This is a genomic window from Cohnella baijiui (assembly GCF_020731285.1).
Lineage (GTDB): Bacteria > Bacillota > Bacilli > Paenibacillales > Paenibacillaceae > Cohnella.
This window is the reverse complement of sequence record NZ_JAJFOW010000003.1, coordinates 359681-375165: the sequence shown is the minus strand read 5'-3', so window position 1 is coordinate 375165 and position 15485 is coordinate 359681. Positions and strand designations below refer to the sequence as shown.

11 protein-coding genes are annotated in these 15485 nt (G+C 56.8%); 1 reads left to right on the top strand and 10 read right to left on the bottom strand.

Features of this window, described 5'->3' with window-relative positions; all coding sequences use genetic code 11:
* Positions 1–72: 72 nt before the first annotated feature.
* The 8 genes from LKX83_RS05225 to LKX83_RS05190 form a co-directional block, all read right to left on the bottom strand.
* Positions 73–2991: an NHLP bacteriocin export ABC transporter permease/ATPase subunit gene (locus LKX83_RS05225; RefSeq protein WP_227881093.1), complete on the bottom strand. Its 2919-nt coding sequence runs from the start codon at positions 2989–2991 to the stop codon at positions 73–75.
* Positions 2992–3017: 26 nt separating this feature from the next.
* On the bottom strand, positions 3018–5210 hold the full coding sequence (locus LKX83_RS05220) for an NHLP family bacteriocin export ABC transporter peptidase/permease/ATPase subunit (RefSeq protein ID WP_227881092.1): 2193 nt from the start codon (positions 5208–5210) through the stop codon (positions 3018–3020).
* 19 nt (positions 5211–5229) lie between these two features.
* The gene (locus LKX83_RS05215; RefSeq protein ID WP_227881091.1) at positions 5230–6195 is read right to left on the bottom strand and encodes an NHLP bacteriocin system secretion protein; all 966 of its coding nucleotides are present in this window, start codon (positions 6193–6195) and stop codon (positions 5230–5232) included.
* The gene (locus tag LKX83_RS05210; protein WP_227881090.1) at positions 6188–7348 is read right to left on the bottom strand and encodes an ABC transporter substrate-binding protein; all 1161 of its coding nucleotides are present in this window, start codon (positions 7346–7348) and stop codon (positions 6188–6190) included. Before LKX83_RS05210 ends, LKX83_RS05215 begins: the two co-directional genes overlap by 8 nt.
* A 179-nt stretch (positions 7349–7527) precedes the next feature.
* The gene (locus LKX83_RS05205; RefSeq protein WP_227881089.1) at positions 7528–8667 is read right to left on the bottom strand and encodes a response regulator; all 1140 of its coding nucleotides are present in this window, start codon (positions 8665–8667) and stop codon (positions 7528–7530) included.
* Positions 8642–10471, bottom strand: coding sequence for a sensor histidine kinase (locus LKX83_RS05200; RefSeq protein ID WP_227881088.1), 1830 nt, complete (start codon positions 10469–10471; stop codon positions 8642–8644). The genes LKX83_RS05205 and LKX83_RS05200 overlap by 26 nt, the downstream gene beginning before the upstream one ends.
* 20 nt (positions 10472–10491) lie before the next feature.
* Complete coding sequence (locus tag LKX83_RS05195; RefSeq protein WP_227881087.1) at positions 10492–10779, bottom strand: MmcQ/YjbR family DNA-binding protein; 288 nt, start codon at positions 10777–10779, stop codon at positions 10492–10494.
* A gap of 139 nt (positions 10780–10918) precedes the next feature.
* Positions 10919–11443: a prolyl hydroxylase family protein gene (locus LKX83_RS05190; RefSeq protein ID WP_227881086.1), complete on the bottom strand. Its 525-nt coding sequence runs from the start codon at positions 11441–11443 to the stop codon at positions 10919–10921.
* Between the two features lie 371 nt (positions 11444–11814).
* Here LKX83_RS05190 and LKX83_RS05185 point away from each other — a divergent pair, with 371 nt between their 5' ends.
* On the top strand, positions 11815–12912 hold the full coding sequence (locus LKX83_RS05185; protein ID WP_227881085.1) for a tetratricopeptide repeat-containing glycosyltransferase family 2 protein: 1098 nt from the start codon (positions 11815–11817) through the stop codon (positions 12910–12912).
* Positions 12913–12991: 79 nt separating this feature from the next.
* Here the strand turns inward: LKX83_RS05185 and LKX83_RS05180 are convergent, their stop codons facing one another.
* Positions 12992–13636: an exosporium glycoprotein BclB-related protein gene (locus LKX83_RS05180; RefSeq protein WP_227881084.1), complete on the bottom strand. Its 645-nt coding sequence runs from the start codon at positions 13634–13636 to the stop codon at positions 12992–12994.
* A 563-nt stretch (positions 13637–14199) separates the two neighbouring features.
* A complete protein-coding gene (locus LKX83_RS05175; protein WP_304518294.1) occupies positions 14200–15309 on the bottom strand; it encodes an exosporium glycoprotein BclB-related protein in 1110 nt (369 codons plus the stop codon).
* Between the last annotated feature and the right edge of the window lie 176 nt (positions 15310–15485).

Here is a 15485-nt window from a genome sequence, read left to right as displayed (position 1 = left end):
CATTAACCCGGCGAATGGCCGGGAGAATGAACCTAATTAGGTTCCGGTCAAGCGATCGCGGTCAGTCAACACTCAGGCCAGCTGCCGCTTGGCGAGTTCCCGAAACAGTCCTTCCTCTCCCATCAGCTCCCCATAAGTTCCCGCCTGGACCACGCGTCCGCCGTCCATGACGAAGATGCGGTCGGCGTTCCGAATGGTGCTGAGCCGGTGCGCGATCACGACGCGCGTCGCGCGCAGTTGATCCAAGCTTTCGCTGACGATGGCCTGCGTCCGGTTATCCAGCGCGCTGGTGGCTTCGTCGAACAAGAGGATCTTGGGCTTCCTCGCGAGCGCCCTGGCGATGAGCAGCCGCTGCCGCTGTCCGCCCGAGAGCGTGCCGCCGCCTTCGGAGACGACCGTATGCATGCCCATTGGCATCTGCTGGATGTCCCCGTCGAATCCTGCCATCCGGGCGGCTTCCCATGCCTGCTGATGCGTCAGATTGGAGGAGCCGACGATGTTCGTATAAATATCTCCCGCCATGACTTTGCCGTGCTGCAGCACGACGCCGAGCTGACTGCGGACGGAACGGATATCCAACGACTTGATGTCCTGGCCGTCATAGTAGATCGAGCCCGACTCCGCCTTTTCGAAGCCGAGCAGCAGCCGGAGCAGGGACGACTTGCCGCAGCCCGAGGCGCCGACGAGCGCGACGAACTCGCCCGGTCGAATCGTCAGGGACAGGTCGTTCAGCACAAGCCGCTGGTCCGCGGAATAGCGGAAGCTCACATGCCGGACTTCGATCCCGCCGGACAGCTCCCCCGGATCGTCCATCGCTTCATGCACCTCGGGCGTCGACTGCAGAATCGGCTTGGTCCGTTCGAGCAGCGGCACGATGTTGAGCAAGGAGACCGCGGCCGACGACATCGCGAGCATCGCGCCCAAAAATGTCGTGAACGCCGAGAAAAAGGCGATGAACTTGCCCGCGCTAAGTCCGTTCGGCTGGCTTGCAACAAGGTAGAACAGCACGATCGAGGCCGCGGCGGGAAAGACGGCGTTAAACACGGCGTGGACGTTCGCGATCGATCTCACCCGGAACGAAACTTCCTTCATCTCTCCGAACGCCTTGGCCCACAGGACGAAAGCCCGCCGCTCCGCCGCGGCCATCCGGAACTTCGCGATCCCGTTCATGATCTGCAGAACGATACCCTCGAGCTTGCCCTGCAGCTTAAACATCACGCGCTGCTTGCGCACGAGGGCGAAGCCTACGCCGAAGGTCGCGAGCATGGAGACGAGCACGAGCGCTGCCGCGGCCAGCGCGAGCTTGACGTCGTAATAAAAGAGCAAGAAAAAGTTGAAGGACGAAAAGAGGCCCGAGAATAAGGCGGTGATCGCCACGCCCGACAGCGTCTTCCGGATATCGTTGATGCTGTTGGCCCGATTCGCCAGATCCCCCGCCGTAAACCGGCGGAAGAACGACGCGGGCAACTGGAGCAGCCGATCCCAGACCGCCGCCTGAATGGCGCCGTCCATCTTGCCTTCGATCCGGAGCATCGCCACCGAGCGCGTCAGCTCGAACAGCGCGGTGACGATCGCGATGGAGATCAGGATAAGTCCCAACTGCACCAGCGGGCCTCGCTGGGCCGCCGGAATGATCGCGTCGAAGAGAATGCCGTTCGCGATCGGCACGCACATGCCGAGCAGCCCCGCGGCGATCCCGAGCAACGCCACGCGCGCGAAGTCGCGCCTGATCGGCCGGTGACCGCCGAACTTCAGAATATCCAGGACGGTCAGCGGAACGGATGGCAGCGCGCGGTAGAACATATGCGCCACCGTCTCCAGCTTCGCGGCCGTCTCCGCCGTGACCGCCGTCTCCGTACCCTCGGCGGGATCAACGAGGGCATAGCCGGACGGTCCTCTCGGCAGCAGCGCGACGGGATGCCCCCCCTCTTCGTGAAAGGCCAGCAGCGGCCCGTTGTCCGTCTTCCACCAGCGATCCCGCAGCATGACTTGCCGCGACCGGAACCCGGACGCTTTGGCAATCTCGCTTACGGGGTCGCGCGATTTGCGCAACCGAAACGCGGCAACCGGCTTGACGATCATCCCGGCGGCTCCCCCTACGAGGCTTGCCGCGGTATGCAGAGCATCGCCGGCTAGCGGCTCGGACCGCGCCTTCGCGCCGGAGCCGCCGGTCACGGAGGCCAATCTTCGGATCGCCCGCTCCATCACGGCATAATCCTGTTCGGTCTTCAGCCGGAGCCGTTCCCGTTCGAACCGTTCCTCGAACGGGCGGCTTTGACGCAAGCGTCCCGCAACGTACCGATGATAGGCGGACAAAGCCTCCATCTGCGGATCCCGTTCCAGCCACGCCAGCGTGCCGAGAACGGACAGTTTCGACGGTGCGGCCGCCGTCAGCCAGTTTGCCGGCGTCAGCGGGAATATCGCCCCCGGACGGTCGATCGCGAAATCCGCATCGCCCATCCCGTGCAGCGCGCCTTCGTGCAGCAGGATCCACGCCGGGACGACCGTACGCAGCGTCGTCCGCTCCTCCGCTTCGACGACGGCGCCAAGCGTCAATTCGATGCTCGGCTCCGTCGGCTCCGCGTGGACCGCCATCCCCGACCAGGCCAGCACCCATTCCTCGATCGCGCCGGCGGCGGCCTCCCGCACCTCGGCAGAAATGGACATCGCTTGAATCAAGACGGCTTTGTCCATGCGAAGCAACCGGGCTCCCGCGCCGGCGACGAGGAGGCCCGCCGACTCGTTCCGGCCGGCGTCCGCCGCTTCGTATCCGAACAGGATTTGCCCCGGCTTCAAGCCGAACAGGAATTGCCTGGGGCGGGTCACTTCTTCCTCGAGCAGTGCCACCGCAAACACGTCCGCATGTCCGGTCTGAACCATCCAAACGGATGTTTCGTCCCGGATGATCAAAGGACGGTTCCCTTCGGCTTCGGTTAGGTCGCCCGCTTCGGCGAACAGTCTCCGCAGTTCGGATGTATCGGTTCCGTTCACCGCCGTTTCCTCCTTTTCCGGTCGCTTCAATGCTCTTCGATCAGCCGGGCGTAGACGCCGTTCCGGGCGATCAGCTCTTCATGGGTGCCGCGTTCCGCGACCTTGCCCCGGTCCATCACGATGATCTCGTCCGCGTCGCGGACCGTGCTGAGCCGATGCGCCACGATGAGGCAGGTGCAGCCTCTTCTCCGGATGCTGGCATCCACCAGCTGCTCCGTCTTCGGGTCCAGCGCGCTGGTCGCTTCGTCCAGCACCAGGACGACAGGATTGCCCGCCAGCGCTCTGGCGATCTCCAGCCGCTGCTGCTGGCCCCCGCTGAAGTTGCCGCCGCTCTCCTCGATGACGTGATCGTAGCCGCCGCTGCGGGCGCTGATCTCGTCGTGAATGCGGGCGTCCTTCGCCGCCCGCACGATATCCGTCTCCGGAACGGTGGCGTCCCACAGGGACAGATTGTCTCGAATGCTCCCCTCGAACAGATGGATCTCCTGGTCGACGACCGCTACGGAGTGCCCGATCAACGCCCGGGAGAGCTGCCTCCGCGGCATGTCGTCGAATCGAATCTCTCCCGCCCACGGCTCATAGATGCCCGCCACCAGCTTCGCGACCGTCGACTTGCCGCTGCCCGACCCGCCGACGAGCGCCACTCGCATGCCCGGCTTCAAGACCAGACTGAACTTATCGATCAGCGGCCCCTCCAGCCGGCTATAACCGAACGTAACCTCGCGGAGTTCGACGAACCCCGCCAGCTTGGCTTGCGTCTCGGGCGCCGAGTCGCTCCTGGCCTCGTCCGCCGCCACCTGCGCGTCAACCGGATAGTTCAGGACGTCGTCCAGCCGTTGGAGACCCCCTTGCGCTTCCTGCAGCGAGCTGCCAAGTTTCACCATTTGATTCACCGGTTCGATAAAGCTGACCATCAAGCTCTGAAAGGCCACGAGCATCCCGACCGTCAATACGCCGTCCATTACCTGCGCGCCGCCCACCGACAGGATCGCCGCCGTGCCCAGGCCGGACAGCAGGCCGGGTACGACCGACAGCAGCGCGGACGAGACGCCGAGCTGCTGTTGGGATTGCAGCAGCTTGCTTTGGTAGCCGGACCACTTGGCGAAGAAGTCGGACTCGGACGCGCTCGATTTCAGCGTTTCGATGAGCTGCAGTCCGCCCATCGATACGCCCTGCATCTTGCCCGATTCCTGCAGCAAGCGCATGTTCTGATCGACTCTATGCTTGGAAACGAAGCGCAGAAAGAGCACGTTCGCCAAAGCTGCCGCCACGGCAATGGACGTCAGCAGGATGCTGTATTGCATCATGAGCAGCAGGTAGAAGGCGATCATGATCGAATTCAGCACGGCGACGGCCAGATCCCCCGACAGCAGTTGCGCCACGCGGTCGTTGATCATGACCCTCGAGCCGATCTCGCCGCCGTACCGTTGGGAGAAAAATTCGATCGGAAGCCTCAACACATGCCAGAAAAATCGTCCGGACGTGCTGAGCGAGAACTTCATCTCGAGCCGGAGCAAATAATAGCGCTGCAGCCAGGTTAACGCTCCGCGCATCGCGGCGGTGGCCGCCATGCCGATCAGCAGCGGGACCAGCCAGCTGCGCATTCCGCCCAGCAGGATATGGTCGAGGAGCACTTTGGTGAACACCGGGATGACGAGCCCGGGAACGACCAGGAACAACCCCGCCAACACCGCATAGGCTAGAGCCAACTCGGACCCTTTCAGCCGGCGGCGAAGCGAGCTCCCTATCCCGGGGCGTTCGCCCATGCGCTCGTACTGATCGGAAGGCTCGAACGTCAGCGCCACCCCGGTGAAGGACAGGTCGAACTCCGTCTCGGACACGACTCTCGGACCGACTGCGGGATCGTTCAAATACACGCGGCCTTTCTTAAAGCCTTCCAGCACGACGAAATGGTTGAAGTTCCAATGGATGATCATGGGCATCGGCATCCGGCGGAGCTCCTCCGGATTTTTCTTGAACCCTTTGGCGACCAAACCGTATTTCCGCGCCGCCTTGAGAATGTTGCTCGCCTTGCTCCCGTCCCTGGAGACGCCGCAAGCCACGCGCAGCTCCTCCAGCGGAACGTAGCTTCCGAAGCCGGCCAGCACGATCGCCAGCGCCGCGGCGCCGCACTCTACGGCTTCCATTTGCAGAATGGTCGGGGTCTTCACCCGTCTAGACGCGCTGATCTTAAGGCGTATGCGAGCCTTCGCTTCCATCGGGGTGTCATCTCCCTTTTCACTTGATCTGCGGAATCACGGACGTGATCGGCTTCTGCTGTTTGACGATGATGGAAGCCGACACCAAGGTGCCGCTGTCGATTTCGACCGGCGGTCCCTCTCCGGTCGACCACTTGAAGCCGCTGACCGTATGGGGGTCCGGAATCGGATCGACCCGCACCTCCAACAAGGCGGCTCCTCGGCTTCCGAGCTCGCCTACAAGCGCCTCGTTGCCGAGCGTGAGGAGCATCGACTGCGCGGTCACCGGGAACTCGGAGATGGAGGTCACCCGGCCCCGGATGAAGCCGAACTCTTCCCGGTTGACCGAGCTCGGAGAGAGATCCACCTGCATGCCCGGAATGATCTTCTTCCCTTCCTGCAAGCCGAGGTAGAGGACGGCGTTCAGCGCCTTCGCCTGCTTGTCGCCCGACTCGATGACGAAGAGCGGCGTACCCGCCCCGACCGCCGCGCCTAATTTGGAGCGAACCTCCAGCACGCGGCCGGCATAAGGGCTTACGATTCTGGATGCGTTCGCGTAATCGGCCCGCAGGTCCGTTATCGCTTTTTTGAGCTTTTCGACTTCGCTGGACGATTCCGCGGTCGCATGCAGCCGGGCGGTCGCTTCGGCCAAGAGCAGCGATTGCTGCAGCTGACCCAGCTGCTCCAGCAGTTGCGGCTGTTCGATCCGGGCCAACACGTCGCCCTTGTTCACGTAATCGTTCTCCGCCGCCCGAATGTCGGTGATCGTCCCGCTCGAGTCGGCATAAATGTTCTGCAAACCTCCCGGCCGTATCAACACGCCTTGCGATTGGATCTTCGTGCTCAGCGTACCTTCGAATCCCCATGCGATGGCGGAAGCGAGCAGTAAGCCGAGCGCCAGCAGCGCGATCCAGCCTTTGGGGGAAGTAACCCGCATGAGCGTATCCAATTGCTCGGGGGAGGACAGCCGCTCCACGGACACCTTGCGAAAGACATCGTTATTCATTCGTTCGCGCCCCCCCGGTTAAGTACTGGAACGCGCCGCCTTGGACTCGCTTCAGAATGATCGGCATCCCGCGCACATCGCCGCTGCCGTCGAAGGAATGGGAGCCGGAGGCGCCCTGCCAGGACTTGACCTGCTTCAGCGCTTCGGCCAGCTTGGACGGCTCCCTCGAGCCTGCCCGTTCCAGCGCGTAAGCCAGCAGCTTCAACGAGTCGTAGCCTTGCGCCGCCCATTTGAGAGGCGCTTCGCCATACTTTTGCTCATAGCTCCGGACGAATTGCCGCACCGTTTCGCTCTCGGCGAACGGGTCGAAGATGGAGGCGACGACCGTTCCCTCCGCCGCTCCGCCCGCCGAATCCGCGAGCGCGGCCGCGTCCAGCCCGTCCCCGCCGATCACGGGTACCTTCATGCCCGCCCGGCGGAGATCCGCGACGAATTGGGCGCCATCGGGCATGACCTCCGCCACGAAGACGGCATCGCACCCGAGCAGCTTCCACTTGGCCACGATCCGTTTGAGGTCATTCAGATCCTTGTAGTCCGTCAGGCGGTCGACGATCTGCATCCCCGTCGCTTTGGCTTCATCCTCGAACGCGTTGGCCAAACCTCGTCCGTATTCGTCGTTCGCGTAGAAGATCGCCACGTTGCCGAAACCTTCCGCGTTGGCGTATGCCGCCATCCTGGAGCCGATCTGCGCATCGTCGGGAATGAGACGAAATACGCGATCCGCCCCGCCTGCCGTGAGCGCCGGCGCGGTCGAAGACGGCGCCAGCAGCAGCAATCCCGCATGGTCGTACACCTTGGACGCGGGAACGGCGACGGCCGAGCTCCGATGGCCGATCACCGCCATCAGCTCCGGGTTGTTCGCGAAGGCTTGCGCGATCGCAAGCCCGTCCGTCACCGAAGATTTGTCGTCTTTCTCGATCAGGCGAATTCGGCTTCCCAAGACGCCTTGCCGGTTGATCTCGTCCAAGGCGAGCTCCAGTCCCTCCCGGAACCCGTCGTTGCGATCCGCAAAAGGCCATGACACGCCCACGAGAATGTCGCCCGTCTGCCTGCTTAGCGTACGGTCGCGTTCTTGACGGGCGGTACCTTCATGCGCGCAGGCGGTTAACAGCAGGATCGCGATAAACACGGCGATTACCCTATTGAGTCTCATGAGCCGGATCTCCTTTGCCCCATACCGTTTCGCATTTTGCCGCGTACGCATGTTTTTCAATGCGCTACTTCCTATGTCAGTCTACGGAAGCCGAATAAAAGAATTATGAAAGACCTTGCCGTTCAAAAAAGCAAAAACCGCGAAGCATCTAGGCTTCGCGGTTTTTTTCTGCGTGGCAGTCATTTTTTTTGGGCCATTCGGGCGATCAACCCATCATACAAACGGATCAGTTCGTCGGACGGGCGGATGCCGAGCTCGCGGCTAAGCAGCCGAACGTAATCGGTGTACAGCGCCGTCAATCCCTTCTTGTCTCCGGTTTTCCCTCTCAACGTCATCAGCAGCCGCAGGACCGATTCGTCCAGCGGGTTGCGTTCGTTCAGCTTCAGCAGCAGCCGCAAAGCGGTCGTCGTATCCCCCGCCGCGTCCAACGCTTCGGCGAGCCGTTTGACGAACGCGGCGTACAAATCCGCGTAACGGGCCGTCTCATGAACGGCCCATACATACGCCTTGTCGCCGAACAGATCGCCCGCATACATCCGTTCGATTTGCAGCCCCTGCTCCGCCTTGCCGGCTTCCTCGGACAGCCATTGCACCGCCTGCTGCTCGAATGCCAAGCAATCGACGAGCGGGCTCTGCAGCTCCAGCGCGTAGCCGTCGTTTTCCGAACGCACGGCATCGCGCATGCCCAGCGGCTCCAAGGACTTGCGCAATTGATATACGGTCGTATTCAAATAGCTATCCGCATTGGCCTGATCCATGCCTCCGAAGATGTCCGCGACGAGCCTGGAACGCGGAATCCGCTTGCCTCGGTACATCAGGAGGTAGGCGAACAGTTCCGCGCACTTGCGGGAGATCCACTTGACGCGGACCGCGCCGTTGCTGACGGAGACGTCGCCGAATGCCGTGACGGCAATGCTTCCGGAGACCGTGGAGAGCGGATCCGACTGCAGCAGGTCCAGCGCCCGGCGGTTTGCCATGGCGCGATGAACCGCGCGCTGCAGACGGTCCTGGGCGACCGGCTTGACCAGATAATCCAGCACGGACAGCTCGTAAGCGTTCAAGGCGAATTCCTTGTGCGACGTGACGAAGACGACTTGCACCGCCGACGCTTCGACCTCCGCGGCGAACGCCATCCCGCTCTCGCCCGGCATGGAGATGTCTACCAAAGCAAGCCCGATATCTCCGTTCTCCCGAAGGAACGCAGAGGCGGATTTCGTATCCGTAAACGCGCCCGCCACCTGAACGCCGGGAACCTTGGCCAGCATTTTCCGCAGAATCAAATGCATTGCCGGCTCATCGTCCAATAAGATGACCTTCAACCGTCTTCGCCTCCTCTTCGTCATCGTCGCCGGCGGGCATCCCGCCCGCAGAACCGGGCAGCGTAAAGTAGAAGGTAGAACCTGCGCCCGGCACGCTGTCGAACCACAGGCTGCCGCCATGGATTCGGACGAACTCGCGGGTCAGCATCAGCCCGAATCTCGCGCTGCCCTGATCGTCGCCAGCGTCCGGCAGCTTGGAAAACGGCGCGTCTTGAAGCAGCATCCGGGACGTCGTTTCGTCGATGCCCGATCCGTTGTCGCGTACCGACACGACGATCCGATCGCCCGACTGCTCGGCCCCGACCGCGATCTCCCCGCCGCTGCCGGTATATTTGATCGCGTTCGAGAGCAGATTCCGCAGGATGAGATCCAGCATTTCTTTATCGGCGTGGACCGCGAAGCTCCCGTCGACGCGCTCCGTCAGCAGAATCTGCTTCATGTCGGCCTTGGCGGAGGCTAACGACAGCGCCTGCCGGACGACCTGCTGCAAATTCCAGCCGAGCGGATGGAACGCGACCTTCCCTTTCTGTCCGCGATACCAATCCAGCAGATTCTCGACGAGATGGAACGTGCTCTGCACCTGGCCTTGGAGCTCGCGGAACAGCTCGGCATGCGCCATATCGGACGCGCCCAGTTCCTCTCCGAGCAGCTCGGTCAGACTGACGAGTAGCGCGATCGGATCGCGGATGTCGTGCGCCACGACCGTAAACATCTTGTCCTTGAACGCGTTCAGTTCCGACAGCTGCCGGGCGTTCTCGCGTATCCGGGCTTCGTTCTCTTTCAACTCCGTAATATCGTGCAGCACCAAAATTTTGCCGATCGGGACCGTCCCCGAATCGTAGAGGATCGACAACCGGCAGTCGAAATGCTTGTACCGCTCCTCATGGACGCGCCGGAACGGGAAGCGTTCGTCCCCGGCGCTTGCGCCGCGAACGCGGGTCAACAGTTCCGGCCTGGCCGACAGCATCTCGGCGGAATCGGCAGGATAGCGTGTCGTCCTGCCGAGCTCGGGGAGCGCCTCGATCGCCGCCTCGTTGCAGCTGACGATCTGGTCCTCGTAATCGAACAGGACGACCCCGTCGCGGATCGTATCGAACACTTTGGCTTGGGCAAGGGGGGTTAAGCGCAGCAGATCGAACCGGAAGATGGCCCACATGAAGGCCCCGCCCGTCACGGCGAACCCAAACGGCGTCGGATCGATGCGGATGCCGAGCCACAAGGTCAGATTCAACAGCATCGGCGCGGCCGCGCCCAGGATGAGGACGGCGATCTGCTTGCGCACGACCGGCAATGCGCGCCAGTACATCGGGATGAAGACCAAATATCCGCAAATAATGACGGCGTAATTGTAGATGGCGTGAACCTTGTACCAGGGCCCTTTGACCGTCGTATACAAAGGAATGGCGGCGTCCGAATTCGGCACGTAGCTGGAATAAATGAGATGATGCCAATCGTTCGTTAAATGCAGGAGGAAAATCGCGGCGGGAATGACGAACAGCGCTAGCGCCATGCGCCGGAGATAACGACCGGCCATCCCCGTGAATTGAAGGAGCATCAAGAGCCAGAGTGGCGCAACGAACGGAATGCCCAAATATTCAATTTGCAGCGACAGCTTCACTTCGCCCAAGTTCCGGCTGATCAATTCGAACGCGTAACCGGCTGCGTAACAAGCCGCGGCCAGCATCGTCAGAATCATCGTCTTGGCGACGGGCAGGTGTCGTTTGCGATAGGACAGAAACGAGATAAACGCCATCAGCGCCGCCGCGAGAAAGAGCAGCATCGCCATCCATTGACTTGTATTCACTGCCGCCGGCTCCCTTGCCATCAATTGACTGTTCCTAGAGGTATGATAACATTTCGGCAGTCCACCGTTGTATAAATTTCGGCGAAAGGAAAAAGGGCCTCCTTGTCCTCACGGCTCGTCTTGATCACGACCGATCGTTGATCGGGCTGGATGACCGCGTATATTTTGTTGCGCACCCGAAAGGAAGCTTTCCCCCAGTGCTCGGCCTCTTCTGTTTCCGGCAGGGAGAGCGACCATCGCCTGAAGCTGTCTTGACGTGGATCAATAAGAAGAGCCGCCCCGTTCGGGGCAGCTCCCTTATTCTGCATATGTCCTGAATGCCGGTGAAGTAGACGCGATCGAGTCGGTCGCGCTGCAAAACGTCAACGAGCTGAAACAAGGCTCCGATACGAAGGTAGCGACCAACGGCAATTGAGTGACGGAGCAGCCGTTCTTCAATACGCTGGTTCATACTTGATATTGTGGTCGATCACAAAACCAAAGTGTACCAATCCACTTTTCCCCACACTGTAAGATTTTTGATCCATGTAACGATCGCTGGTCGGGAATGGATGTACCTGGTTGGCAGTTTTCAAAAATTAATAACGTTCCAGTTGTCGGAGAAACTTCAATATTTAAATTCGGAAAATATGTTTCTCCTCCAGAGACAACATCATTTAAATAAAAGAGAGCAGTATATAACCGTTGACCTGAACGCTCTAGAAATGCTTGGTATGCTTCTTGCTCTATATCATAACAATCCAAATGAGGTTCAAACTTCCCGCCTACTCCATAATGAGCTACTTGTAAATTATCCGCGTAATGAATTGGTTGCTCAACAATTTCTGCGATTTGCTTACATATGCTTTGTACAACTTCATTATGATTATGGTAAAACCAAGCCAAGTTTGAAATCCTTATTTGAGAAAATTCTAACCCTGATTCCCCTACCACGGTTGCCGGTGTTAACCGGCCACGTGCCAAATTAATCAAAGATTGACAGGCTTCTGGATCGATCGCCGAAGGATAGCACCCGATAAACGGTTGTTGGTTTAGTAGCTGTGTGGGTTTTTGAATAGCAATTCAACTCCCGGCATGTAAATTCAGTCGAGTTATTTATATGTATAGGGCTTATTTTTGTGCTTATTTTTGTTCTTATTTTTGAGTATCGCTCCTCTTTAGGGGTACATTTCATTTCAAGGAGCATAATCTGCAATGAGATCAAATAGAGATTTTGGCTTCTATCGCTATGGAAGAAATGGAATAGTCCAGTATTATCAATCCAAAAGAAAAAAATCGAATATTCGCTTGGTACTCTCACTGTATCTGCAGGTGCAAGTTCATTAAACGTGAGGAGGGAGATATTGATCACCATCAGCCTTTGCTTGATCGTTAAAAATGAAGAAGATACGATTGGACGCTGCTTGTCCTCGGTGGCTGAAGCTGTAGATGAAATTATTATTGTAGATACCGGATCGACGGACGGAACAAAATCGGTTGTAGAGCCTTTTCATGCGCGCATTTACGACTTTCAGTGGATTGATCATTTTGCGGCCGCCCGAAATTTTGCTTTTAGCTTGGCGACAAAAGATTATATTTTTTGGCTGGACGCGGATGATGTATTAATGGAAGACAATCGCGATAAACTTATTGCTCTAAAAGCAACGCTTGATCCCAACGTAGATTCCGTAACAATGGATTACCATTTGGCATTCGACGAATTCGGCAAAGTGTCATCCAGTGTCAAACGAAACCGCTTGGTCAAAAGAACCAACCAATTTCGCTGGATAGGCGCCGTTCACGAATACCTCGAAGTATGGGGCAATATTTATAACAGTGATATTGCAGTGACTCACAAAAGCATTCACCATGACAGTGACAGAAATATAAATATTTACGAAAAACGTCTTGCGAACGGAGAAAGTTTTTCTCCGCGGGATCTTTATTATTTTGCCAACGAACTTCTTGACCATAAGCAGTACGAACGAGCCATTGCTTTTTATGAAAAATTTCTTGCTACCAAGCAGGGCTGGATTGAGGATAACATATCCGCCTGCGGCAAAATGGCGGATTGCTACCACCAACTGGAAAACCATCAAAAAGAGCTGGAGTCCTCGTTAAGATCGTTACAATACGATAGCCCGCGTGCAGAGTTTTGCTGCCGTCTGGGGTACCACTTTTTGCGCAACCGTGAAATCCGAACAGCCATTTTTTGGTATAACCTCGCCACCACAGTGGTACCGTCGGAAGAACAATTGGGATTTCATAACGTAGCTTGCTCAACGTGGCTTCCTCATTTGCAGCTTTGCGTTTGTTATGATCAAATCGGCGAGTATTCCATGGCTTACCAGCACAATGAAATCGCCCGGAAATTCCGACCAAACGACCAAAATATTTTGTTTAATACAGCATATTTAGAAAATCGCTTAAATTCGGTAAATAAAATAGAAAATGGAATATGAGCCCTTCAAAATAAAAGATCCCCTCGACTTTGGACTAAGCCAAAGCAGATTAGGGATCCGTTAAAAAGGCAAAATAAAATTAGAGGGTAATTCCAGCGCTGGCATACCCTGATACGGCAGTAACAATCGGGATGTCTCCTACGCTTTTTGCAGAAAATACCATTAATAAACGAGTTTCTCGAGTTACAGGTATAGACAGCCCACTTGTGATGCCATGGGTAACTGTACCAAGGGGAAGATCACCCGTTAGCTTTGGAGCTAGTGTCACAACAGCCCCCGGAATCGGAGTAAATATGTTATTGGGAATAGTCGAGGCATACAATTCTGCTTTAATCAATATCGATGATGATCCAAGTGCCAATGCGGTCGTAGTACTAAAATAGGCCGCAATAGAAGTAATCATGCCATCACGAGGAACGGAGAACGCGAAGTCACGAAGTGCCCCCCCTGCACCTGTGATATCAATTGGCCCGCCTAGTACGTTCACATTGGTAACAGAATTACCAAAACCAACAATCCCGGTAACAGTCGACGCTCCAGGAATTTCAGACTCCATGGTAACCGGAGTGCCTGAAGCAAATGGAATGATTGCTCCTGTAAGCCGAATCCTAAATTTCCTGTGAGTCCTTTTGGTCCTTTTTCTCCTTATGATTTTCTTTTTGCATTTCAAGCATTTTAGCTTCTTTTTCAAATGTCTTTTAGGATGAGGTTTTGAACATTCCATACAAACACCTCCTCGCGTCAAATTCACACCATACAGCGGTAATTCACTCTATATTATGTAATTTATCTATCTATGCATGGGCATACATTGATAGGACTTTGCGGATTTTATAGTCATCTCCCTAGAAGTTGTCCATCCGCTCCCGGAGGCGCGTTTGCGGGCGCCTGCCGTTGTCTAAGCGACAACCCGTCCAGTAGCCAACGATTGCGGAGCAAAACAAGGTTGAATCGGGCGTTGACTTCGGTGACGGCTGCACCAAACTTGATGCGAAGGCAAGCTGCCTGGTCCGATTCTACTTCGGGGGCAACCACAACGTTTGGATAGGTGGTTGGTTTGGCGGAAGGCGCAGGCGGTACGCTCAGTCTTTTCATTATGGTGTATAACTGGCGACGATCCACCTGATTGACTTTGCATCGATTCGATTCCGATTAGGAATATCTCATGGGTTACCATGATTCACATTCCGATCATAATTACATCGACTGTCCCACAAAATAAAAGATCCCCTCGACTTTGGACTAAGCCAAAGCAGATTAGGGATCCGTTAAAAAGGCAAAATAAAATTAGAGGGTAATTCCAGCGCTGGCATACCCTGATACAGCAGTAACAATTGGGATGTTTCCTACGCTTTCTGCAGCAAATACCATTAATAAACGGGTTTCTGGAGTTACCGGTATAGACAGCCCGCTTGTGATGCCATGGGTAACTGTACCAAGCGGAAGAGTTCCCGTAAGTGTTGGAGCTAGTGTCACAACAGCCCCCGGAATTGGAGTAAATATGTTATTTGGAATAGTTGAGGCATACACTTCTGCTATAATCAATATCGATGATGATCCAAGTGCCAATGCGGTCGTAGTACTAAAATAGGCCGCAATAGAAGTAATAATGCCATCACGAGGAACGGAGAACGAGAAGTCATGAAGTTCTCCCCCTGCACCTGTGATATCAATTGGGCCGCCTAGTACGTTCACATTGGTAGCAGAATTACCAAAACCAACAAGCCCAGTAATTGTCAAGGCTCCAAGAATATCAGACTCCAGGATAACCGGAGTACCTGAAGCAAATGGAATGATTGTGTTAGTACCTGTTGCTCCTGTTGCTCCTGTAGGTCCTATGGGTCCTGGCGCTCCTGCAATTCCTGGCGCTCCTGGAATTCCTGGGGGTCCTGGAAATCCTGGGGCTCCTGGGGGTCCTATAGGTCCTGTTGCACCTGCACCTGTCGCTCCCGTTGCACCTGTTGCTCCTGTTGCCCCTGTTGCCCCTGTTGCCCCTGTTGCCCCTGTTGCCCCTGTTGCACCAGTTGCTCCTGTTTCCCCTGTAACCCCTGTTGCCCCTGTTGCCCCTGTTGCCCCTGTCGCTCCTGTTGCACCCGTTGCTCCTGTTGCACCCGTTGCCCCTACACCTGGACCTGTCGCTCCCGTTGCACCAGTTGCTCCTGTTGCACCAGTTGCTCCTGTTGCACCAGTTGCTCCCACGCCGGTTGGGCCTGCAGGTCCCGTCGGCCCTCTTTCCCCTGCTAATCCTGCTGGTCCGGCAGGCGCATTAACAATAACCTTAGGAGGAGGGCAAGTTACTTGGACGAGCTTCTTTTTCACGATGATTTTCTTTTTGCATTTCATGCTTTTTAGCTTCTTTTTCAAATGTCTTTTAGGATGAGGTTTTGGACATTCCATACAAACACCTCCTCGCGTCAAATTCACACCATACAGCGGTAATTCACTCTATATTATGTAATTTATCTATCTATGCATGGGCATACATTGATAGGACTTTGCGGATTTTATAGTCATCTCCCCAGAAGTTGTCCATCCGCTCTCGGATCCGCGCTTGCAGCGACGCCGCTAACGCC

Bases quoted from the DNA above. Each gene is read 5' to 3' on its own strand.
- LKX83_RS05220 (WP_227881092.1), bottom strand. From the start codon at position 5,210: ATGGAAGCGAAGGCTCGCATACGCCTTAAGATCAGCGCGTCTAGACGG.
- LKX83_RS05215 (WP_227881091.1), bottom strand. From the start codon at position 6,195: ATGAATAACGATGTCTTTCGCAAGGTGTCCGTGGAGCGGCTGTCCTCC.
- LKX83_RS05210 (WP_227881090.1), bottom strand. From the start codon at position 7,348: ATGAGACTCAATAGGGTAATCGCCGTGTTTATCGCGATCCTGCTGTTA.
- LKX83_RS05195 (WP_227881087.1), bottom strand. From the start codon at position 10,779: ATGCAGAATAAGGGAGCTGCCCCGAACGGGGCGGCTCTTCTTATTGAT.
- LKX83_RS05180 (WP_227881084.1), bottom strand. From the start codon at position 13,636: ATGGAATGTTCAAAACCTCATCCTAAAAGACATTTGAAAAAGAAGCTA.
- LKX83_RS05175 (WP_304518294.1), bottom strand. From the start codon at position 15,309: ATGGAATGTCCAAAACCTCATCCTAAAAGACATTTGAAAAAGAAGCTA.